Origin of the sequence: Aromatoleum sp., from assembly GCF_036675785.1 — a bacterium.
In the GTDB taxonomy this organism is placed as follows: Bacteria; Pseudomonadota; Gammaproteobacteria; order Burkholderiales; family Rhodocyclaceae; genus Aromatoleum.
The window spans coordinates 40,537-61,445 of the sequence record NZ_JAKFEF010000038.1; the positions used below are offsets into that span (position 1 = coordinate 40,537).

Genomic DNA, 20,909 nt, shown 5'->3' on the forward strand with positions numbered 1-20,909 from the left:
CAGCGCCGCGCGCCGCGGCTGCCGCCCCCGGCTACAATCCACCCCCTGCCGTTCCCGCGCCCGACATCCGCATGCTGCCCCCCGCCCTCCTCCTGCTCGGCCCCACCGCGAGCGGCAAAACCGCCTCCGCGCTCGCGCTCGCCCGCGCGCTGCCGGTCGAGATCGTCAGCGTCGATTCCGCGCTCGTCTACCGCGAGATGGACATCGGCACCGCCAAGCCGACCGCGGAAGAACGCAGCGTCTGCCCGCACCACCTGATCGACGTCGTGTCGCCCGAGGAAAGCTATTCCGCCGCGCGCTTTCGCGCCGACGCGCTGCGGCTGATCGCGGAGATCGGCGCGCGCGGCCGCATCCCGCTGCTCGCCGGCGGGACGATGCTGTACTTCAAGGCGCTGCGCGACGGCCTGTCGGACTTGCCGCCGGCGGACCCGGCATTGCGCGCCGAGATCGACGCGGCGGCGGAGCGCCTCGGCTGGCCGGCGCTGCACGCCGAGCTCGCGCGGCTCGATCCGGCCGCCGCGGCCGGGCTCGAAGCAACGGACGCGCAGCGCATCCAGCGCGCGCTCGAGATCGTGCGGCTGACCGGCCGCCCCCTCGCCGAGAGCTACGCGCGCCGCGACGCCGAACCGCTGCCGGCCCGGCTGCTGCCGATCGCGCTCGCGCCGTCGGACCGCGGCGTGTTGCACGCGCGCATCGCGCAGCGCTTCGACCAGATGCTCGCCGACGGCCTGATCGAAGAGGTGCGCGGGCTGCGCGCGCGCTACCGGCTCGACCCGACGATGCCGTCGATGCGCTGCGTCGGCTACCGTCAGATCTGGGACTGTCTCGACGGCCTCGACGATTACGACGCGATGCGTTTCAAAGGCATCGCCGCGACGCGTCAGCTCGCGAAGCGGCAGCTCACGTGGCAGCGACAGTTCCGCGAGACGTGGCCCGAACTCGTCGAACTCGACTGCCTGCGCGCCGACCTGGCCGAAGCCGTCACCGCGGCGGCGCAGAAACTGCTCGCCCCCTCATAGCACGCCGCGCCACCACGCGACGACGAAGAACCACGCGACGGCGGCGAGGTAGCTGGCGACGCAGTAGCGCAGGTTCGCGCGCGCGAGGCCATGCGCGGAGAGCCCGAAGCGTCCCTGCAGCGCGAGATGCACGCCCGCCATCGGGTTGATCGCGAGCCCGATGCCCCAGCTCGCGAGGAACATCATCGCGAGCAGCGTCGGGTCCGGCAAAAGCGGCGACAGCCACGCCGACGCGAGGACGATCGTGACCACCGAATGCACGCCGATGCCCGCGAACGCGATCATCACGGCGAGCACGACCGCCGCCTGCAGTGGGCCGAAACGGGTGAAGGGCAAGGCCAACGGATCGAGCTGCAGCACCGCCTGCAACCCCGTCGCGAACACCCCGGCGGCGAGGAACAGCATCAGCTCGCCCGCCATCGCGGGCAGGCGGTGCGTGACGTGGTTGCCGATCCGCTCGACGCCGTCCGCCGGGCCGCTCGCGACGAGCACCGCCAGCGCCCCGATCGCGAGCGCGGCGCCGCTGATGATCGCGAGCGACGACCAGCCCGGCAGCAGGAAATGCCCGGCGCCGACAACGACGGTCAGCAGCAGCGGTAGCCACAGCGCGGACGGATGCATCGGGAAGCCGGTGAACTCGGCGGGTTCGCCCGCGGCCGGCTGCGGCAGCGTGCGCACCGCGAGCCACAACACCGCGGCGGCGAGCGGCACGCCGGCAAACGCGACGTCGGCGAGGCGGGCGCCGGGCGCGTAGGTGAGCGCAACCGCCATCGCGGCGAAGAACGGCGACCACAGCGCCGCCGCCAGAAAACCACGCGCGACCGCGATGGCCTGCCGTTGGGTCAAACGCCCGGACCGCGCGAGCCGCTCGACGACGATGAACACCGACGAGATGTTGATCACCGCGCCGACGACATGAACGCCGGCGACGGTCTGCCACAGCGCCCGCCGCCCGCGCGGCAGCGGGCGCGCTTCCTCATCCCCGGCGATGCCGACGAGCTGCAGGAAGCTGACCGCGGCGAGCATGCCGAGGAGCGGGGTGTTCTGCGTCAACAACCCGGCCCACGCCGGCGGAATCCCGCGGGCGAGCGCCGCGACCAGCGCGACGCCGCCGAGCGCGCAAAGCACGATCGCGAAGCGCTGCTGGTTGCGGTCGAGGCGCGGCCACAGCGCGACGCCCGCGCCCCAGGCCGCAAGCCCGGCCGGCCACGCCGGAACGCCGCTCCCCGCGCCGTGCGCGAGCGACAGCAGCACGAGCGCGACCATCAGCCACGCGGCGACCGCCGAACGCGGGCGGGAAAGATTTTGGCGACGGATATCGGACCTCGGGGCGCGAAGGCGGATTCGGATCGCGGCGTCGGCTCACGAGACCGGAGCGCGACGCGTCCGAAAATCCGTCGAGCGCATCGGGCGGCAAGCGCTCACGCGACCTCCGGCGCCGGCGCTTCCTCCTCGATGCGCGTCCGTTCGCGGCTCGCGAGCAGCGTATAGACCGTCGGCACGACGAACAAGGTGAAAAAGGTTCCGAGCAGCAGCCCGCCGACGATTACCCAGCCGATCTGCTGGCGGCTCTCGGCGCCGGCTCCCGTCGCGAGCGCGAGCGGAATCGAGCCGAGCACCATCGCGCCGGTCGTCATCAGGATCGGCCGCAGCCGCAGCACCGACGCGTCGATGACCGCATCGCGCAGCGCCGCACCGTCGTCGCGCAACTGGTTCGCGAACTCGACGATCAGGATGCCGTGCTTGGTGATCAGGCCGACGAGCGTGACGAGACCGATCTGGCTGTAGACGTTCAGCGTGCCGCCGGTGAAGTACAGCGCGGCGAGCGCGCCAGTCATCGACAGCGGCACCGTCAGCATGATGATGAATGGGTCGCGGAAGCTCTCGAACTGCGCCGACAGCACGAGATAGATGAACGCGAGCGCGAGCACGAAGGTCAGCGCGAGGCTCGCCGAACTGGTCTTGAACTCGCGCGATTGGCCGTCGTAGTCGATCACGTAGCCGGCCGGCAGCACGCGCCCGGCGGTCTCTTCGAGGTAGGCGAGCGCCTCGCCCATCGCGAACCCGGGCGCGAGGTTCGCCGAAATCGTCACCGAGCGGCGCTGGCCGAAGTGGTTCAGTTCGCGCGGGCTGACGGTTTCGCGGACCTTCACGAGGCTCGCGAGCGGCACCATCGCGCCGTCCGCGCTGCGCACGAAGATCTCGCGGATGTCGCGCGCGACCGTGCGGCTCGTCGCCTCGACCTGCACGATCACGTCGTACTGCTCCGCGTCCTTCTTGTAGCGCGTCACCTGCCGGCCGCCGAGCATCGTCTCGAGCGTGCGCCCGATGACGTCGACCGGCACGCCGAGGTCGGCCGCGCGGTCGCGGTCGACGTCGACGGCGAGTTCGGGTTTCGTCAGCTTGAGGTCGGTGTCGGGCGACACGAAGCCGGGGTGCTTCGCGATCTCGTCGAGCATCGACTCGGTGTGGCGCGCGAGCTCGTCGTACGACTCGGACGTCGTGATCACGAAGCTGATTGGACGGCTGCGCGAGCTCTGGCCGAACGCCGCGGGCAGGACCGGGAACGCCTGCAGACCGGGGATCGCCGCGAGCTTCGGCCGCAGCTCGGCGGAGATATCGGCGGCGCTGCGCTCGCGCTCGGCCCAGTCGCGGAAGCCGGCGAACGAGATGCCCTGCGACACCGTCGGGTTGCCGGAGATCACGAGGTAGCGGTCAACTTCGGGCACGCCCGCGAAGATCGTTTCCACCTGCCCCGCATAACGCGCCATGAAGTCGATCGTCGCGCCCTCGGGTCCCGAGAAGATGCTGACGACGCGGCCGCGGTCCTCGACCGGCGCGAGTTCGCTCTTCAGCGCCTTCAGCAGCACCAGCGACGTGCCGGCGACGACGACGAACGCGAGCATCACCACCCAGCGCAGGCCGAGCGCGGTCGTCAGCGCGCGCCGATAGCCGTTCGTCAGCCAGCCGAGAAAGCGCTCGATCGCGTTGTAGACGCGGCCGTGCTTCTTCTCGTGGCGCAGCAGCTTCGAGCACATCATCGGCGACAGCGTCAGCGCGACGAAGCCGGACACGATCACCGCGCCGGCGAGCGTCAGCGCGAATTCGGTGAAGAGCTTTCCGGTGCGTCCGGTCATGAACGCAACCGGCGCATACACCGCGGCGAGCGTGATCGTCATCGCGACGACCGCGAAGCCGATCTCGCGCGCGCCGCGGAACGCCGCCTGCACCGGGTCCATGCCGTTCTCGATGTGCCGGTAGATGTTCTCGAGCACGACGATCGCGTCGTCGACGACGAGGCCGATCGCGAGCACGAGCGCGAGCAGCGTCAACGTGTTGATCGAGAAGCCGAACATCAGCATCAGCGTGAACGCGCCGACGAGCGACACCGGGATCGTCACCAGCGGCACCAGCATCGCGCGCCAGTTGCGCAGGAAGAAGAAGCAGATCACCGCGACCAGCACCACCGCTTCCCAGATCGTCGAGAACACCGACTCGATCGAGCGGTCGATGAACACCGTCGTGTCGTTCGCGATGTCCATCTTCATGCCTTCGGGCAACTCGGCCTCGAGCACCGGCATCATCTCGTCGAGCCCGCGCTTGAGATCGAGCGGATTCGCGACGGACTGCTTGATCAGGCCGAGCGAGATCGACGGCCGGCCCATGAAGCGCACGAGCGTGCGCTCGTTCTCGGCGGCGATTTCCACGCGGCCGACGTCGCGGATCGTCACCGGACGGCCATCGGGCGTCTGCGGCTCGCGCACGACGACGGACTCGAACTCCTGCGGCTCGTCGAGATCGGTCTGCGCGACGACCGAGAACTCGCGCTCGCGGCTCTCGATGCGCCCGGCCGGTAACTCGACGTTCTGGCGCCGGATCGCATCCTCGACGTCCTGCGGCGTCAGCGCGAACGCCGCGAGCCGGTCGCGGTCGAGCCAGATGCGCATCGAATAGCGCCGCTCGCCGTAGACCCGCGCGTCGGCGGCGCCCGACAACGTCTGCAGCCGCGGCTTCACGACGCGGCTCGCGAAGTCGCTGAGTTCGAGCGAGGAATGGCGATCCGACGAAAACGCGATCCAGATGATCGGGCTCGCGTCGGCCTCGACTTTCGCGATCACCGGTTCGTCGATATCGTCGGGCAACTGGCGGCGTGCGCGCGAGACGCGGTCGCGGACGTCGGCCGCGGCGCTGTCGGCGTCACGCTCGATGCGGAAGCGGATCGTGATCTGGCCGCGCTCCTGGCGGCTGATCGACGAGATCACGTCGACGCCCTCGATCCCGGCGAGCGAGTCCTCGAGCGGTTTCGTGACCTGCGATTCGACGATCTCGGCGCTGGCGCCCTGGTAGGTCGTGTCGACGGTGACGACCGGTTCGTCGATGTTCGGATACTCGCGCACCGTCAGCCGCGAGTACGACATCAGCCCGATCAGCAGCACCAGCAGCGACAACACGGTCGCGAAGACCGGGCGCTTGATGCAGATTTCCGACAGGACCATCGGTCTCCTCCGTCAGCCGGCGCGGTCGGCCGCACTCGCCGCCGGCAACGCGCTCTCGGCGCCCGAGCGCACGACCTGCACCGGGGCGCCGTCACGCAACTTGAGCTGCCCGGCGGTCACGACGACGTCGCCTGGCCGCAGGCCGCCGAGAACTTCGACGCGCGTGCCGTGCCGCGCGCCGGTCGTGACTTCGACGCGTTGCGCCTTGTCGTCGACGACACGGTAGACGAACTGCACGTTCCCCGGCGCCGGCACCAGCGCCTCCTCCGGCACCATCGCGACATCCGCGCGCTCGCGCAGGATCAGCCGCACCCGCGCGAACATCCCCGGGCGCAGCTGGCCGCCCTTGTTCGGCAGCGTCGCCCGCATCACGACCGAGCGCCCCTCTTCGTTGATCAGCGGGTCGATCGCAGCGACCGTCGCGTCGAAGCGTTCACCGGAAATCGCATCCGACGTCACTTCGAGCGCCTGACCGCGGCGGACCTTCGCGAGATAGAGCTCGGGCAGCCGGAAATCGACTTTCAGCGTCGCGAGGTCTTCCAGATTGACGAGGTCGTCTCCTTCCTTGACGTAGTCGCCGACGCTGACGTTGCGGATCCCGACGACACCGTCGAACGGTGCGCGGATGCGCGTGCGCTCGAAGCGCGCTTCGGCGAGCGCCATGTTCGCGCGCGCGACTTCGAGTTGCGAGGCCGCTTCGTCGCGCGCGCTCTGGCTGAGGAACTTGCGGTTGAAGAGGTCCGCGGTACGGCCGAAATTCGCGTGCGCCAGCGCGAGGTTCGCCTTCGCCTGCTGCACTTCCGCCTGCTGCACGGCCGCGTCCAGTTCGACGAGGATCTCGCCGCGCTTGACCGGCGTCCCTTCGCGAAAGCGGATCGCCGCGATCCGGCCGGCGACCTCGGGCCGCAACACGACCGATTCGTTCGAACGCAGCGTGCCGACCGCGGTGACGTCGTCGGCGACCGTCTCCGCGACGACCGCAACCGTCTCGACGCCGACCGGGGCGGCAGGAGCCGGCGCGCCCTTTCCCGGCGCAGTCGTCGCCGCGGCGGGCTGGGGCGTCGCAGGGCTGCGGTTCGCGTAGTACGCGTAGCCCGCGAGCGCGGCAACTCCGGCAAGACTCAGAACGGCGATCAGGTGACGGCGGGCGGGCATGAAGGACGGATGCGCTGGTGACGTGGCAGCCCGCAACGGAGCTGGGAACGATTCAAAAATCAGGCGCGCCGCGGCGGCGCACCCGTTGCTCTTCCATCGACCGCTCGCGGGCCAAGGCCTTCAGCCTGCTCCGCCCCACGCGGCAACTCGGGCTCAGGCGACGGTCGTCTGCGCTTCGCCGGCGGTGCGCGACTCGATGCGCCCGAGGCGATAGACGGTTTCGCCCACCGCTTCGAGCTTCGCCGTCGCCGCGTCGGCGTCCTCGGCCGCAACGATGACGACCATGCCGACGCCGCAATTGAACACGCGGTACATTTCCTGCGCGTCGACGTTGCCGGCGTCCTTGAGCCACTGGAACAGCGGCGGCAGCGTCCACGACGACGCGTCGAGGCGCGCGGCGAGCGTGTCGCCGAGGATGCGCGGCACGTTCTCGAGGAGACCGCCGCCGGTGATGTGGGCCATGCCCTTGACGACGCCGGGCATCGCGGCCATCAGGCCGAGCATCGGCTTTACGTACAGCCGCGTCGGCTCGAGGATCACGTCACGCAGCGGACGGCCGTGAAAATCGGCGTCGAGGTCGGGCTTCGCAACGTCGATGATCTTGCGGATCAGCGAGTAGCCGTTCGAATGCGCGCCGCTCGACGCGAGGCCGAGCACGACGTCGCCCGGAACGATCTTCGAGCCGTCGATGATCTCGGACTTCTCGACCGCGCCGACCGCGAAGCCGGCGAGGTCGTACTCGCCGTCGGGGTACATGCCCGGCATCTCGGCCGTCTCGCCGCCGATCAGCGCGCAACCCGACAGTTCGCAGCCGCGCGCAATGCCGCCGACGACCGCGGCGGCCGTGTCGACGTCGAGCTTGCCGCACGCGAAATAGTCGAGGAAGAACAGCGGTTCGGCGCCCTGCACGAGGATGTCGTTGACGCTCATCGCGACGAGGTCCTGGCCAACGGTGTCGTGCTTGTTCAACTGGAACGCGAGCTTCAGCTTCGTGCCGACACCGTCGGTGCCCGACACGAGGACCGGCTCGCGGTACTTATTCGACAGTTCGAACAGCGCGCCGAAACCGCCGATGCCGCCGAGCACTTCGGGGCGCATCGTGCGTTTCGCGAGCGGCTTGATGCGGTCGACGAGGGCGTCGCCGGCGTCGATATCGACACCGGCATCACGGTAGGAAAGCGAAGGTTTCGGGGAGCTCAAGGTCGGTCCTCTGGCGAACGGAATGCGTGTTTCGGCCGGTCCCGCGACGCGGGGAAACTTGAGGCCGCAACATCAAGTGGCTACATTTACGGGTTTCGCGGGTGCTCGAAGAGCCTTCGAGCGCCGCGCCAAGTCCGCGATTTTACTCGAAATGACCCCTTCCCGCGCCGACCGAATGCAAACCGCCGTCTGGGCCGGCGTCGCGATCGCGCTCGTCGCGCTGTTCTACGCGCTCGGCCCGATCCTCGCGCCGTTCGTGATCGCCGGGGTGTTCGCATATATCTGCGACCCGGCCGTAAACTGGATGGTCGCACGGCGCATTCCCCGGCCGCTCGCGGTCCTGCTCGTAATCCTCGGCCTCGGCGCGGTGCTGCTGCTGTTGCTGCTGATCCTCGCCCCGATGATCTACCGCGAGGCGTTCACGCTCGTCGGACGGCTGCCGGACTTGATCGAACTGCTCAACGCCCGGATTTCGCCGATGCTGCAGGAGCGCTTCGGCGTGGATTTCCAGCTCGACGCGGCCTTCGCGCGAACGTGGATCACCGAGAACTGGAGCACCGCGCAGGATCTCGTGCCGGTCATCCTCGGCCACCTGCGGCAAGGCGGCAGCGCGCTGATCGGCCTGCTGGCGATGGCGTTCCTCGTCCCGGTCGTGATGTTCTACCTGCTGCAGGACTGGCCGCAGCTGCTCGACAACACCCGCAGCATCATTCCCCGGCCGCTGCTGCCGCGGGCGATGCGCATCGTCAATGACATCGACTCGGTGCTGTCCCAATTCCTGCGCGGACAGCTGTCGGTGATGCTGCTGCTCGCGGTCTTCTACGCCGCGGGGCTGTGGATCGCGGGCCTGAAGTTCGCGCTGCCGGTCGGCGTGATCACCGGGCTGCTGGTGTTTATCCCCTACGTCGGCTTCGGCGGCGGCCTGGTCCTCGCGATCCTGACCGCGCTGCTGCAGGCCGACGGCTGGTCGCCGCTCGTCGGCGTCGCAATCGTCTACAGCCTCGGTCAGGCGCTCGAAAGCTTCGTGCTGACGCCCTATCTCGTCGGCGAGCGCATCGGACTCCATCCGGTCGTCGTGATCTTCGCGCTGATGGCCTTCGGCCAACTGTTCGGCTTCGTCGGCGTGCTCGTCGCGCTGCCGGTGAGCGCGGCGATCCTCGTCGGCCTGCGCGAGGTGCGCACCGCGTGGCTGTCGAGCCACCTTTACCGGGGCGACGAAACCGACGCGATCCACATCGAAGAGGCGCGCAAATGAAGCAGCTCGTACTCGACATCCGCCCCGACGCGCCCCCGACGCTCGGCAATTTCGTCGCCGGCGGCAACGACGAGCTTCTCGCCGCGCTCGACACGATCGCGACCCTTCCGGCACACGTATATCTGTGGGGCCCGCCCGGCAGCGGGCGCACGCACTTGCTGCGCGCCGCCGTGAGCGCCGCGGCGACCGCGGGCCGCGCCGCGCTCTACCTCCGGGCTGCGGATGCGGGCGGCGAGCTGCCGCAGACCGCGGACGCGCTGCTCGCCGTCGACGACCTCCACGCGCTCGGCGCCGACGCCCAGATCGCCCTTTTCAACGCGTTCAACCGGGCGCGCCGCAACGGTCAGACGCTGCTGCTCGCGGGCGATGCGCCGCCGCTGCAGCTCGCGCTGCGCGAGGATCTGCGCACGCGGGTCGGCCAGTGCCTCGTCTACGAAGTCCGCCCGCTCGACGACGAAGCGCGCGCGGCGATCCTGCGGACCCTCGCCGAGCGCCGCGGGCTGCGGCTCGCCGACGACGTCACCGACTTCCTGCTGCGCCACGGACGGCGCGACGTGCCGAGCCTGCTCGCAGTGCTCGACGCGCTCGACGCCGCGTCGCTCGAACGCAAGCGGGCGGTCACGCTGCCGCTGCTGCGCGAGATGATGCAGACCGGACTCGAGATATGAACGGCGCAGCAGCGGGCCCCGGGCACGGCGGCGGCAAGGACGCGCCCCGGGCCCCTCGCGCGCCCACCCGATCCGAAGCCCGCCGCGCCTGACCCGAACCCAACAAGGAATCCCGTTTTGGACCTCGTACTCTTCGACCTCGACAACACCCTGCTCAACGGCGACTCGGACTTCGCGTGGGCGCAGTTCCTGATCGCGAAAGGCGTCCTCGACCGCGAGGTGCAGGAAGCGCGGAACCTCGCGTTCTACCAGCAATATAAGGACGGTACGCTCGACATCTTCGAGTTCCTCGACTTCCAGCTCGCGCCGCTCGCACGGCACCCGCGCGCGCAGCTCGACACCTGGCACCGCGAATTCCTCGCGACGTCGGTCGCGCCGATGATCACCGACAAGTCGCGTGCGCTCGTCCGCGAGCACCTCGAGCGCGGCGCGCTCGTCGCCGTCGTCACCGCGACGAATAGCTTCGTCACCGGGCCGATCGTCCGCGAATTCGGCATCCCGCACCTGATCGCGACGGTCCCCGCGCAGGAAAACGGCACCTTCACCGGCAAGCCGCGCGGGATGCCCGCGTTCAAGGGCGGCAAGATCGAGCGCGTCGACAACTGGCTCGAGTCGCTCGGCCTGTACCTCGGAAGTTTCGAACGCACGTGGTTCTACAGCGACTCGCACAACGACCTGCCGCTGTTGTCGCGCGTCACCGATCCCGTTGCCGTCGACCCCGACGCCACTCTCGGCACGCACGCCCGCGCTCACGACTGGCCGGTGATCTCGCTGCGTCCCTGACGCGACCGTCGAATCGCGGCCAGACCGGGCCCTTCGGCTTCCCGAACGCTTGTCGCAGCCCTGCCGCCGCCCTTCGAAGGGGCGAGCGCCTACCCTCGATTCCCGGTTCGACCGGCAGCGCCGGACGCGCGCGCAGCGGCCACGCTGTCTTCCCGCGCAGCTCGTCACGGCACGCCACCGGCGCATCGGTTATCATTGCGCGCTTACGGTCACCGCTCTCTCCTTTTCCAATGATCCGCAAGCTGCTGCGCAAGGTTTTCCGCCGCGCCGCGACCGCCGTGAATCCCGAACCCGCGCTGATCCCCGTCGCGCAGCATGGCATCCGCCGCGAGCAACTCTCGCCGGTCGCGCGCAAGGTCTGCACCGTCCTCCAGGAAAACGGCCACAAGGCCTTCGTCGTCGGCGGCGCCGTGCGCGACCTGCTGGTCGGCCATCCGCCGAAGGACTACGACGTCGCGACGAGCGCGACGCCCGAGGAAGTGCGCGCGCTGTTTCGCCGCTCGCGCATCATCGGGCGCCGGTTCAAGATCGTGCACGTGATGAGCGGGTCCGAGACGATCGAGGTTTCAACCTTCCGCGCGAGCCAGGACGCCGAGGCGACGGAAACCGACGAACACGGCCGCGTGCTGCGCGACAACGTCTACGGCTCCCAGGCCGAGGATGCGACGCGGCGCGATTTCACCGTCAATGCGTTGTACTACGACCCGACGACCGAGCACATTCTCGACTACCATCACGGCGTCGCCGACCTGAAACAGAAGACGCTGCGCATCATCGGCGATCCCCGCACGCGTTACCGCGAAGACCCGGTGCGGATGCTGCGCGGCGTGCGCCTCGGGGCGAAACTCGGCCTGACGCTCGACCCGGCCGCGCGCCACCCGATCCGCGAAATGGCCTCGCTGCTCGAAAACGTGCCGGCCGCGCGGCTCTTCGACGAGATGCTGAAGCTGCTGTTCTCGGGCTACTCGGTGAAGTGCCTGCAGCAGTTGCGCGAGGAAGGCCTGCATCACGGTCTGCTGCCGCTGCTCGACGTGATCCTCGAGCAGCCGATGGGCGAGCGCTTCGTCTGGCTGTCGCTCGAGAACACCGACGACCGCGTGCGCCAGGACAAGTCCGTCTCTCCAGGCTTCCTCTTCGCGACGCTGCTGTGGCACGAAGTGCTCGCGAACTGGGACGCGCGCAAGCGCGGGGACGAACACACCCAGCCGGCGCTATTCGCGGCGATGGACGAAGTGCTCGAGGCACAGGCCGGCAAGCTCGCGATCACCCGCCGCATCGTCGGCGACATCAAGGAAATCTGGGCGCTGCAGCCGCGCTTCGAGAAGTGCACCGGAAAGGCGCCGTACCGGCTTATCGAGCAGCCGCGCTTTCGCGCCGGGTGGGACTTCCTGCGCCTGCGCGCGCAGTCGGGCGAAATTCCGATGGCGCTGCCCGAGTGGTGGGAGCGCTTTTCGCATGCCGGTTCCGACGCGCGCGAAGCCCTGCTCGCCGAGGCGCCGGGCACCGGCGAGGCGCCGGAGCGCAAGCGTCGGCGGCGTCGCCGCAAGCCCTCCGAGGCGGGTGCGGGTGCGGTCGCCGACGCGTCATGAGCGGCCCCGCTTCCGCGCCGCGCGCCGGCAATGGGCTCGTCGAGCGGGCGTATGTCGCCCTCGGCGCGAATCTGGGCGACGCGCGCGAGACGCTCGAAGCGGCGCTCCGGGCGCTCGGCGAGCTGCCCGACACCCAGCTCGTCGCGCGTTCCTCCCTATATCGGACAGCTCCGGTCGGCATCTCCGGTCAGCCCGACTACATCAACGCGGTCGCCGCGCTCGACACCGCGCTGTCGCCGCAGGCATTGCTCGATGCGCTGCTCGCGCTGGAAGCCCGCCACGGGCGAACGCGTGAATTTCCGCTCGCCGCGCGCACGCTGGACCTCGACCTGCTGCTCTACGGCGATCGGGTGATCGATCTGCCCGCACTTCAGGTTCCGCACCCGCGGATGCATCTTCGCGCTTTCGTGCTGATGCCGCTCGCGGAGATCGCGCCCGCCCTGTCCCTTCCCGGCCGCGGCGCCGTCGCCGATCTGCTGCCCGACGTATCGGGGCAGCCGGTTGAACGTCTGCCGCGCGACTGATCCGCCGAAGCACCGCTCGTTTCCCCAGGATTTCCGTTGATCGCCTCACTCCCGACCCTTCCCGTCTGGGCCCAGACGGCGATGATGCTGACCGTCGCGAACGTATTCATGACCTTCGCGTGGTACGGCCACCTGAAGAACATGCAAGCGAAGGCCTGGTTCGTCGCGGCGATCGTGAGCTGGGGCATCGCGCTGTTCGAATATCTGCTGCAGGTGCCCGCAAACCGGATCGGCGCGACCGAATTGAATCTCGCGCAGCTCAAGATCATGCAGGAGGTGATCACGCTGCTCGTGTTCATCCCTTTCGTCGTGCTCTACATGAAGCAGCCGCTCAAGCTTGACTACCTTTGGGCCGCGATGTGTATGCTTGGCGCGGTCTATTTCATCTTCCGCAACTAGAGGCACCCGGAATGCTCGACAAGGCGCGCTACATCGTCGTCGAAGGGCCGATCGGCGCCGGCAAGACGTCGCTGTCACGCCGTCTCGCCCAGCGTCTCGACGCGCAGATCCTGTTCGAACAGCCCGAACTTAACCCGTTTCTCGGGCGCTTCTATCAGGCGCCGGAACGCTGGGCCCTGCCGACGCAGCTGTCCTTCCTCTTCCAGCGCGTCGAACAACTGGGGAGCCTCTCCGCCGCCATCGGCGCTCAGCAGCGGGTGGTGTCGGATTTCATCCTCGACAAGGATCCGTTGTTCGCGGCTCTGAACCTCGCGGACGACGAACTCGCGCTGTACCAGCGAATCTTCGACAGCACGAAACCGGACGCACCCCCGCAGCCGGATCTCGTGATCTACCTGCAGGCGAAGCCCGAAACGCTCAGCGAACGCGTCCGCCGCCGAGGCATGGAAGCGGAGCGGCGCATCACCGAGCACTACCTCGAACAGGTCGCCGAGCGCTATGCGCGGTTCTTCTACCAGTACGACGCGGCGCCGCTCTTCATCGTCGACGCCGAAGTCCTCAACCCCATCGAACAGGACGACGACTTCGAACTCCTGCTTGACCGTCTGCGCAACATGCGCGGCTACCGCGAGTTCTTCGGCTACGCAGCCTGAGCCGGCGCGGCCTCCGGGACTTTTCGCGGTCGGGCTTGTGCATCGCCGCAATTTGCGGAAAACTCCCGCTCTCCTCAGGAGTCCCCGATGAGCTACCTTCAGGACGATAAACCCGTCACCCTGTTCGAACTCGGCAAGATGCGCGCCGACGGACGCAAGATCAGCATGCTCACCTGCTATGACGCGAGCTTCGCGTCGGCGCTCGAGCGAGCGGGGGTCGACGTCGTGCTGGTCGGCGACTCGCTCGGCAATACCGTGCAGGGGCAGAAATCGACGCTGCCGGTCACGCTCGAGCATATGGTCTACCACACCGAATGCGTCGCGCGCGGCTGCACCCGCCCCTTCATCGTCACCGACCTGCCGTTCGGCAGCTACCACGAGAGCCCGGCGCAGGCGATGCGCAGCGCCGCCCGCGTGCTCGCGGCCGGGGCCCAGATGGTCAAGCTCGAAGGCGGCGCCTTCATGGCCGAAACCGTTCGCTTTCTCGTCGAGCGCGGCGTCCCGGTGTGCGCGCATATCGGGCTCACGCCGCAATCGGTGCACCAGCTGGGGGGCTATCGCGTGCAGGGACGCAGCGAAGCGGGCGCCGCGCAGCTGAGGGCCGACGCGCTCGCGCTCGAGCAAGCCGGCGCCGCGCTGATGGTCATGGAAATGGTCCCAGCGGCGGTCGCGAAGGACGTCACGGCGAGTCTTTCGTCGATGGCGACGATCGGCATCGGCGCCGGACCGGACTGCGACGGGCAGGTCCTCGTCCTCCACGACATGATCGGCGTCTACCCCGGCAAGAAGGCGCGGTTCGTCAAGAATTTCATGGTCGGTGCGGCGAGCATCGACGAGGCGATCTCCCGTTATGTACAGGCCGTCGGCGACGGCAGTTTCCCCGGCCCCGAACACTGTTACTGAGTCGGCCGGCCTTTCAGTCAGGACATGCCATGCAGATCCACACCACCATCGAATCCCTGCGCAGCGCGCGCGCTTCGGCCGGCCGGGTGGCGCTCGTGCCCACCATGGGCAACCTGCATGAAGGCCACATCACGCTGATGCGCCAGGCGGCCGCGCACGCCGATTCGATCGTCGCGAGCATTTTCGTCAACCGGCTCCAGTTCGGGCCGCGCGACGACTTCGACCGTTACCCGCGCACCCTGCAGGCCGATTGCGAACGGCTCGAAGCCGCCGGCGTCGTTCACCTGTTCGCGCCCGACGAGACGGTGATGTACCCGCAGCCGCAGCATTATTTCGTCGATCCGGCGCCGGCCCAGGTCAGCATCCTCGAAGGCGAGTTCCGCCCGGGGCATTTCCGCGGCGTCGCGACGGTCGTGCTGAAGCTCCTGAACATCGTGCGTCCGGACGTCGCGCTGTTCGGCAAGAAGGACTATCAGCAGCTGATGGTGCTGTCGAACATGGTGCGCGAGCTCGCGATCCCCGTCGAAGTCCTCCCCGGTGAAACCGTGCGGGCGCCTGACGGACTCGCGTTGTCGTCGCGCAACGGTTACCTGTCCGCCGAAGAGCGCGCGGAGGCGCCGCGGCTGCATCGCGAATTGTCGCGGATCCGGGACGCCGTGCGACGCGGCGACCACGATTTCCTCAAGCTCGAAACCGAGGCGATCGCGGAACTCGCCGCGCACGGCTGGCATCCCGATTACATCGCCGTGCGTCGCCGCAGCGATCTTCAGCCTCCGGTTCACGCCGACGACCCGCTCGTCGTCCTCGCCGCGGCCAAGCTCGGCCAGACGCGACTCATTGACAACGTCGAAGTGTAGCGCGCCCGTTGCCGATCCCTCGCTGGGGCGCTTGCGTCGGCAGCGTCTTCGTTCCAAGCTATGACGCCATCGTCGCACCGGCGCGTGCAGTGCAAAGCGATAACCTCAGGAGGGAAACAGAGATGACAGCGACAACCACGGTCCGGCAGATCCTCGAACAGAAGGGAACCGGCGTGCACTCGGTCGAGCCGGGCCTCAGCGTGTTCGAAGCCCTGTCCATCATGGCGAAATTCGACATCGGCGCGGTCCTCGTCGTCGAGAACAATCGCCTCGCCGGGATCTTCACCGAGCGCGACTACGCGCGGAAAATCGCGCTCAAGGGCCTCAGCTCGAAGGACGTGAAGGTCGGCGACCTGATGACCGCGAATCTGTGCACGGTGACGCCGTCACAGACGGTCGACGACGTCATGAACCTCATGACGGAAAACCGCTTCCGCCACCTGCCGGTCGTCGAGCACGGCAAGATCGCCGGCATCGTGACGATCGGCGACGTCGTCAAATCGATCATCGTCCATCAGGAAGAGACGATCAGCCACCTGTCGAACTACATCGCGGGCGACATCGCGACCTGAATCCGCCGGAATGCCGCGCGGCGCGCGGGCACCCGACGCTCCGGGGGCCGCGCGATCGTCGCAGCCCCTCGAAACCTCCGGCGCTGCCCGCTCAGACGCCGTTGCCGAGCGCCTTCTCGATGATTTCGGCGACATCCGGCGACAGGCCGGGCGCCGCCGCGACTTTTTCGAGTTCGGGACGAATGCGCGCCTGAAGCGCGGGCGCGAACCGCCGCCAGTTTTCCAGCGAACGCGCAATCCGCGATGCGACTTGCGGATTCCTCGCATCGAGCGCGATCACCTGCTCAGCCCAGAACGCATAGCCGCTGCCGTCGGCCGCATGGAATTCGGCCGGGTTGTTGCGGAAAAAGCCGCCGAGCAGCGCGTAGACCTTGTTCGGATTGCCGAGGCTGAAGGCCGGATGCCGCATCAGCGCACGCACGCGCTCGATGACCGGCTCCTCGCTCGGATCCCAGCGCCAGGCCGCGGCCTGCAGCGCGAACCATTTGTCGAGCACGAGCGTGTCGTTGCCGAAACGCGCGTGGAAAGTTTCCAGCGCCGCTTTGCGCGCCGGATTCGCGCTCTGCACGAGCGCGGCGAGCGCGCCGAAACCTTCGGTCATGTTGCTGAAACGCTCGAACCGATGCCGGGCGTGGGCGAGGCCCTGGTCGACATCGGCGCCCGCGAGGTATTTCAGCGCGAGGTTCGCCAGCGCGCGGCGGCCGGCGTCCGCGGGATGAAAGCGATACGGGCCGTCGACGGCGAGCGCGTCGCCGAGCTTCAGCCAGTCGTCGGCGAGCCGCGAGCCGAGTTCGCGCGTGAGGAAAAGCAGCGCCGCGCGCAGCGGCGCCGGGTCCGCCGGCTCCATTCGCTCCAGCAGATAGCCTTCGGAGGGCAGCGCCGCGGCCTGCGCGCGGAAGGCCGGATCGAGCGAGGTGTTCGTCAGCAGCGCGCGAAACGCCGCGACGAAAGCGTCCGGGACCGCGAGCCGGCGGTCGGCCGCCGCATCGCCCGCGAGCGCGAGAATGACCCGCTCGGCGTAGCGCTGCGCGGCATCCCAGCGATTGAACGCGTCCGAATCGTTCGCCATGCGGAACGCGAGCCGCGCGTCGTCCTCGTCGAGTTCGAGAATGACCGGCGACGAGAATCCGCGCAGCAGCGACGGCACGGGCTCGAACGGCACGTCGACGAAACGGAAGGATTGTTCGGCTTCGGTCAGTTCGAGCACCCGCGTCGTCGCACCGACGTTGTTCTCGTGCTCGACGCGCAACCGCAGATCGGCGCCGTCGGGCCCGATCAGGCCGACGGCGACCGGAATCACGAGCGGCTGCTTCTCCGTCTGGCCCGGCGTCGGCGGCGTATGTTGCGACAACGTCAGCGTATAGACGCGGCCCTCGGGATCGTAGCTGCCCGCCCCCCTCACCCGCGGCGTGCCGGCCTGCGCGTACCAGTGCATGAACTGGTCGAGGTCGCGGCCGTTCGCTTCGGCCATGCAATCGACGAAATCGTCGCACGTGACCGCCTGCCCGTCGTAGTAGCTGAAATAGAGGTCCATGCCGTTGCGGAAACCTTCCGCGCCGAGCAGCGTATGCAGCATGCGGATGACTTCGGCGCCCTTCTCGTAGACCGTCGCCGTATAGAAATTGTTGATCTCCTGGTAGCTGTCCGGGCGGATCGGATGCGCCATCGGCCCCGCATCCTCCGGGAACTGCGCCGCGCGCAGCACCCGCACGTCGTCGATCCGCTTCACCGCGCGCGCCGACGCGGCCGCGGCCTCGCCCCCCGTTTCCGCGATCCGGCCGAGCATGTCGGCCGAAAACTGCTGGTCGCGGAAGACGGTCAGCCCTTCCTTCAGGGTCAGCTGGAACCAGTCGCGGCAGGTCACGCGGTTGCCGGTCCAGTTATGGAAGTACTCGTGCGCGACGACGCTCTCGATGTTCTCGTAGTCGACGTCGGTCGCCGTATCCGGCTTCGCGAGCACGTACTTCGAATTGAAGATATTGAGCCCCTTGTTCTCCATCGCGCCCATGTTGAAGTCGCTGACGGCGACGATCATGAAGCGGTCGAGGTCGAGTTCCAGGCCGAAGGTCTCCTCGTCCCAGCGCATCGAATGCACGAGCGAATCCATCGCGTGCTCCGCGCGGTCGAGATTGCCGTCCTCGACCCAGACCTGCAGCAGCACTTCACGCCCCGAGGCCGTCGTGACGCGGCGCTCGAGCGCGACCAGCTTTGCCGCGACGAGCGCGAAGAGATACGAAGGTTTCGGGAACGGATCGACCCATTTCGCGTAGTGCCGCCCGCCTTCGAGCTCGCCGTGTTCGACGAGATTGCCGTTCGACAACAGCACCGGGCAGCTTGCCTTGTCCGCCTCGACCGTCACCGTGTAGCGGCTCATCGCATCCGGACGGTCCGGAAAAAACGTGATCCGGCGGAATCCTTCCGCCTCGCATTGCGTGAAGAAGCCGCCACGGGACTGGTAAAGGCCCGAAAGCGCGGTGTTCGCGGCGGGATCGATGCGGGTGACGATCTCGATCTCGGCCGCTTCGCCGTCGAGATCGAGATCGATGCCGCGCGCGTCGCGGACGACCCGGGCCGGTTCGGGTTCGGCGCCGTCGATCCGCAGGGACGACAGCTCGATGTCCTCGCCGCAGAGCCGGAGCGGCCCCGCCGGCACGCGTGCGTCGCGAACGCAGTGCAGCCGGCTCGTGACGCGCGTCGCCGACGGATCGAGGTGGAAGTGAAGTTCGGTGCGCGCGATTTGCCAGGCAAGCGGCTGGTAATCGGCGCGGAGAATCGCTGGGGCGTGTTCGGTTTTCATTGTCGTCTCCGATCGCGTCGGATCCATTCGGGCAAACCGGAACTATACGCGTGGGGGCCGTGGCGGCGCGACCGCGAACACCGCGACTCCGAAGGGCCGAACCGCAGGCGCCGGGAAGCGGCGAACGGCCGCGCGGGTATCAGCGCGCCTGGCCGGCGACCGAAGGCAGCAGCACGACCCGCGTGCCGGCAAGCCGGTCGTGCAGGAATTGCCGATCGCGATCGACGAGCGCCCACGCGAGCCCGAGCCCGAAGCACAGAACCGAGGGCCAGGCGAGCGTGTAACGAAGCCAGCCGGTCGAAGCCGCGGGCAATCGTCCGTCGGCGGCGCGCACGAGTTGCAGCCGCCAAGTCTGCATCGCGAGGGTCTGGCCGCCTCGGCGCCAGTACCAGACGAAGTACACACCGAGCACCAGGTAGACGTGCAGCCACGCGACCCAGCCGGCCGGCGCGACATTCCAGACGACGCCGAGAATCAGGTACGGCACCATGAAGGTCAGCGCAAGAACGCCGAGCATCAGCAGTGATTCGTAAAGCAGGCTCGCGAGCCGCCGGCGCAGGCCGGCCAGTTCGACGAGCGTGCGCTGCGGCGATGGCTTGCTGATCGGGGCTCTCGGCGTGGACGATTTGTTCATTCTCGACGTGTTATTCATTTCCTTTTCCGCGCGGCGCCCGTCCGTCCCTGCCGGGTCGGGCCTGGGACTTCACGACGCGCTCCTCGGGGGCCAGGCTTCGATATCGTTGCCATTGTTCGCGCAGCGTTTCCCGCTTTTCGGGGGGGATGTTCCGCAAGCTGCGGTACTGGTCCCTGGCGGCCTCGCGCTGCTCCGGCCGGAGATTCGCCCAGTCCTTCATCCGATTCTGGATCCGCGCCTGTTCCTGCGGCGTCAGACGCCGGTATTCGCGCGCGATTCCGACCCATTTCTGACGATGCTCGTCGCTCATGCCGTTCCAGTCGTCGGCGAGCGGCGCGAGGATCTGCTGCTCGCCCGGACTCAAGCGGTTCCATCGCGGCGCCCCGATCGGCGTCACGGCTGCCGCGACGCCACTGCTGGCGATCAACGTCAGGATCAGGACCGCGATTCTTGCTGCACCCATGCCTTGAATTCCGCGTCGAGGTAGGCGTCGATCGGCAAGTCGTCGATCAGCAGCGCGGTGTCGACTTCCTGCAGCGTGCTGACGCGGGCCCAGGTCGCCCAATAGTCGCCGACGACGACGGCCACGAGGACCGCGACGCTGACCGCCAGAGGACGGACCACGGCCGGAAACCGGAGCCGGAAACCGGCCTTTCCGCCGAAGAGCCGCGCCAACCGCCCTGACGGGCGCTGGACCGCGAGGGCCTGCTCGCGCGCGGCGCGCAGCCGCTCGACCAGCCCGTCGTCCAGCTCCCTCGCCGACGCCGAGAGGTGAGCCGCGACATTCCGGCCGAAATCCTGTTCGTTCATGGCACGATCCCCTTTGCTTTGAGGGCTGCCGCCAGCGTCTGCGTGGCGCGCGAGCAGTGCGTCTTGACGCTCCCTTCCGAGCACCCCATTGCGGCAGCCGTCTCGGAAATATCCATTTCCTCCCAATAACGCATCAGGAACGCTTCCCGTTGACGATTGGGCAGGCGGGCGATTTCCCGCTCGATCGCGGCGAGCGTTCTGGCGCGCTCGAACTGCCGATGCGGCGCGTCGGCAGTTGCCGCGTCGGAGTCGGCGGTGAGGATATCCAAGGCGTCGGCCTCGTCCTCGTCCTCGGATACGAAGGATGACAACCGCGCGGTCCACGTGTTGCGGACCTTCTGCCGCCGGAGCGCGTCGTAGATGACGTTCTGGAGGATGCGCTGGAATAGCATCGGAAACTCGCCGGCCGGGCGGTCGCCATAGCTCGCCGACAGCTTCAGCATCGCATCCTGGACCGCGTCGAGGGCCGCTTCGTCGGTCCTCAGCGCATAAACCGCCTGCTTGAACGCACGCTTTTCGACGCCCTCGAGAAAGGCGGACAGTTCTACCCGGGAAGCCAGCTGTGAATCCTTGAGAATCGCGGCGGTTCGGCGTC

The 20,909-nt window shown here is 68.4% G+C and carries 20 protein-coding genes; 11 read left to right on the top strand and 9 right to left on the bottom strand.

Going from position 1 to position 20,909, the window contains the following annotated elements:
- Positions 1–71 precede the first annotated feature (71 nt).
- A complete protein-coding gene (gene miaA / locus V6M37_RS09520) occupies positions 72–1,019 on the top strand; it encodes a tRNA (adenosine(37)-N6)-dimethylallyltransferase MiaA (RefSeq protein ID WP_332672650.1) in 948 nt (315 codons plus the stop codon).
- On the opposite strand, the gene V6M37_RS09525 is transcribed toward miaA, so the two are convergent.
- The 4 genes from V6M37_RS09525 to purM form a co-directional block, all read right to left on the bottom strand.
- Entirely contained in the window at positions 1,014–2,285 is a 1,272-nt protein-coding gene (locus V6M37_RS09525; protein ID WP_332672652.1) for a hypothetical protein, read from the bottom strand. The two genes, miaA and V6M37_RS09525, sit on opposite strands and share 6 nt — an antisense overlap.
- A gap of 155 nt (positions 2,286–2,440) precedes the next feature.
- Entirely contained in the window at positions 2,441–5,515 is a 3,075-nt protein-coding gene (locus V6M37_RS09530; RefSeq protein ID WP_332672654.1) for an efflux RND transporter permease subunit, read from the bottom strand.
- A gap of 12 nt (positions 5,516–5,527) precedes the next feature.
- Complete coding sequence (locus V6M37_RS09535) at positions 5,528–6,670, bottom strand: efflux RND transporter periplasmic adaptor subunit (RefSeq protein ID WP_332672655.1); 1,143 nt, start codon at positions 6,668–6,670, stop codon at positions 5,528–5,530.
- A gap of 153 nt (positions 6,671–6,823) precedes the next feature.
- Positions 6,824–7,870 carry a phosphoribosylformylglycinamidine cyclo-ligase gene (gene purM, locus V6M37_RS09540; protein ID WP_442881005.1) on the bottom strand — a complete coding sequence of 349 codons (1,047 nt, stop codon included), beginning with the start codon at positions 7,868–7,870 and terminating at the stop codon, positions 6,824–6,826.
- A gap of 151 nt (positions 7,871–8,021) precedes the next feature.
- Between purM and V6M37_RS09545 the strand changes: the two genes are divergently transcribed.
- From V6M37_RS09545 to V6M37_RS09590, 10 genes are all read left to right on the top strand, one after another.
- Positions 8,022–9,125 (top strand): AI-2E family transporter, encoded by a 1,104-nt coding sequence (locus V6M37_RS09545; RefSeq protein ID WP_332672656.1) that lies wholly within the window; start codon positions 8,022–8,024, stop codon positions 9,123–9,125.
- The gene (gene hda, locus V6M37_RS09550) at positions 9,122–9,793 is read left to right on the top strand and encodes a DnaA regulatory inactivator Hda (RefSeq protein ID WP_332672658.1); all 672 of its coding nucleotides are present in this window, start codon (positions 9,122–9,124) and stop codon (positions 9,791–9,793) included. Before V6M37_RS09545 ends, hda begins: the two co-directional genes overlap by 4 nt.
- 117 nt (positions 9,794–9,910) lie before the next feature.
- Complete coding sequence (locus tag V6M37_RS09555; protein WP_332672660.1) at positions 9,911–10,576, top strand: HAD family hydrolase; 666 nt, start codon at positions 9,911–9,913, stop codon at positions 10,574–10,576.
- A gap of 230 nt (positions 10,577–10,806) precedes the next feature.
- Entirely contained in the window at positions 10,807–12,165 is a 1,359-nt protein-coding gene (pcnB, locus tag V6M37_RS09560; RefSeq protein ID WP_332672662.1) for a polynucleotide adenylyltransferase PcnB, read from the top strand.
- Positions 12,162–12,689, top strand: coding sequence for a 2-amino-4-hydroxy-6-hydroxymethyldihydropteridine diphosphokinase (gene folK / locus V6M37_RS09565; RefSeq protein WP_332672664.1), 528 nt, complete (start codon positions 12,162–12,164; stop codon positions 12,687–12,689). The genes pcnB and folK overlap by 4 nt, the downstream gene beginning before the upstream one ends.
- Before the next feature lie 81 nt (positions 12,690–12,770).
- Positions 12,771–13,088 (top strand): DMT family protein, encoded by a 318-nt coding sequence (locus V6M37_RS09570; protein ID WP_332672770.1) that lies wholly within the window; start codon positions 12,771–12,773, stop codon positions 13,086–13,088.
- Positions 13,089–13,099: 11 nt separating this feature from the next.
- The gene (locus V6M37_RS09575; RefSeq protein WP_332672666.1) at positions 13,100–13,741 is read left to right on the top strand and encodes a deoxynucleoside kinase; all 642 of its coding nucleotides are present in this window, start codon (positions 13,100–13,102) and stop codon (positions 13,739–13,741) included.
- An 87-nt stretch (positions 13,742–13,828) separates the two neighbouring features.
- Positions 13,829–14,644 carry a 3-methyl-2-oxobutanoate hydroxymethyltransferase gene (gene panB / locus V6M37_RS09580; protein WP_332672668.1) on the top strand — a complete coding sequence of 272 codons (816 nt, stop codon included), beginning with the start codon at positions 13,829–13,831 and terminating at the stop codon, positions 14,642–14,644.
- A 29-nt stretch (positions 14,645–14,673) separates the two neighbouring features.
- Complete coding sequence (gene panC / locus V6M37_RS09585; RefSeq protein WP_332672670.1) at positions 14,674–15,501, top strand: pantoate--beta-alanine ligase; 828 nt, start codon at positions 14,674–14,676, stop codon at positions 15,499–15,501.
- A 122-nt stretch (positions 15,502–15,623) separates the two neighbouring features.
- On the top strand, positions 15,624–16,073 hold the full coding sequence (locus V6M37_RS09590) for a CBS domain-containing protein (protein ID WP_332672671.1): 450 nt from the start codon (positions 15,624–15,626) through the stop codon (positions 16,071–16,073).
- A gap of 91 nt (positions 16,074–16,164) precedes the next feature.
- Here the strand turns inward: V6M37_RS09590 and pepN are convergent, their stop codons facing one another.
- The 5 genes from pepN to V6M37_RS09615 form a co-directional block, all read right to left on the bottom strand.
- Positions 16,165–18,870, bottom strand: coding sequence for an aminopeptidase N (gene pepN / locus V6M37_RS09595; RefSeq protein WP_332672672.1), 2,706 nt, complete (start codon positions 18,868–18,870; stop codon positions 16,165–16,167).
- A 139-nt stretch (positions 18,871–19,009) separates the two neighbouring features.
- On the bottom strand, positions 19,010–19,504 hold the full coding sequence (locus tag V6M37_RS09600) for an RDD family protein (RefSeq protein ID WP_332672772.1): 495 nt from the start codon (positions 19,502–19,504) through the stop codon (positions 19,010–19,012).
- Positions 19,505–19,514: 10 nt separating this feature from the next.
- A complete protein-coding gene (locus V6M37_RS09605) occupies positions 19,515–19,967 on the bottom strand; it encodes a DUF3106 domain-containing protein (RefSeq protein WP_332672673.1) in 453 nt (150 codons plus the stop codon).
- The gene (locus V6M37_RS09610; RefSeq protein ID WP_332672674.1) at positions 19,940–20,314 is read right to left on the bottom strand and encodes a DUF3619 family protein; all 375 of its coding nucleotides are present in this window, start codon (positions 20,312–20,314) and stop codon (positions 19,940–19,942) included. The genes V6M37_RS09605 and V6M37_RS09610 overlap by 28 nt, the downstream gene beginning before the upstream one ends.
- The gene (locus V6M37_RS09615; protein ID WP_332672774.1) at positions 20,311–20,892 is read right to left on the bottom strand and encodes an RNA polymerase sigma factor; all 582 of its coding nucleotides are present in this window, start codon (positions 20,890–20,892) and stop codon (positions 20,311–20,313) included. The genes V6M37_RS09610 and V6M37_RS09615 overlap by 4 nt, the downstream gene beginning before the upstream one ends.
- Positions 20,893–20,909: the final 17 nt, after the last annotated feature.

Excerpts from the sequence above, each read along its gene's own strand:
- miaA (WP_332672650.1), top strand. The coding sequence starts at position 72 with ATGCTGCCCCCCGCCCTCCTCCTGCTCGGCCCCACCGCGAGCGGCAAA.
- V6M37_RS09525 (WP_332672652.1), bottom strand. The coding sequence starts at position 2,285 with ATGGTCGCGCTCGTGCTGCTGTCGCTCGCGCACGGCGCGGGGAGCGGC.
- V6M37_RS09530 (WP_332672654.1), bottom strand. The coding sequence starts at position 5,515 with ATGGTCCTGTCGGAAATCTGCATCAAGCGCCCGGTCTTCGCGACCGTG.
- V6M37_RS09535 (WP_332672655.1), bottom strand. The coding sequence starts at position 6,670 with ATGCCCGCCCGCCGTCACCTGATCGCCGTTCTGAGTCTTGCCGGAGTT.
- V6M37_RS09545 (WP_332672656.1), top strand. The coding sequence starts at position 8,022 with ATGACCCCTTCCCGCGCCGACCGAATGCAAACCGCCGTCTGGGCCGGC.
- hda (WP_332672658.1), top strand. The coding sequence starts at position 9,122 with ATGAAGCAGCTCGTACTCGACATCCGCCCCGACGCGCCCCCGACGCTC.
- pcnB (WP_332672662.1), top strand. The coding sequence starts at position 10,807 with ATGATCCGCAAGCTGCTGCGCAAGGTTTTCCGCCGCGCCGCGACCGCC.
- folK (WP_332672664.1), top strand. The coding sequence starts at position 12,162 with ATGAGCGGCCCCGCTTCCGCGCCGCGCGCCGGCAATGGGCTCGTCGAG.
- V6M37_RS09570 (WP_332672770.1), top strand. The coding sequence starts at position 12,771 with ATGATGCTGACCGTCGCGAACGTATTCATGACCTTCGCGTGGTACGGC.
- V6M37_RS09575 (WP_332672666.1), top strand. The coding sequence starts at position 13,100 with ATGCTCGACAAGGCGCGCTACATCGTCGTCGAAGGGCCGATCGGCGCC.
- panB (WP_332672668.1), top strand. The coding sequence starts at position 13,829 with ATGAGCTACCTTCAGGACGATAAACCCGTCACCCTGTTCGAACTCGGC.
- panC (WP_332672670.1), top strand. The coding sequence starts at position 14,674 with ATGCAGATCCACACCACCATCGAATCCCTGCGCAGCGCGCGCGCTTCG.
- V6M37_RS09590 (WP_332672671.1), top strand. The coding sequence starts at position 15,624 with ATGACAGCGACAACCACGGTCCGGCAGATCCTCGAACAGAAGGGAACC.
- pepN (WP_332672672.1), bottom strand. The coding sequence starts at position 18,870 with ATGAAAACCGAACACGCCCCAGCGATTCTCCGCGCCGATTACCAGCCG.
- V6M37_RS09600 (WP_332672772.1), bottom strand. The coding sequence starts at position 19,504 with ATGAACAAATCGTCCACGCCGAGAGCCCCGATCAGCAAGCCATCGCCG.
- V6M37_RS09605 (WP_332672673.1), bottom strand. The coding sequence starts at position 19,967 with ATGGGTGCAGCAAGAATCGCGGTCCTGATCCTGACGTTGATCGCCAGC.
- V6M37_RS09610 (WP_332672674.1), bottom strand. The coding sequence starts at position 20,314 with ATGAACGAACAGGATTTCGGCCGGAATGTCGCGGCTCACCTCTCGGCG.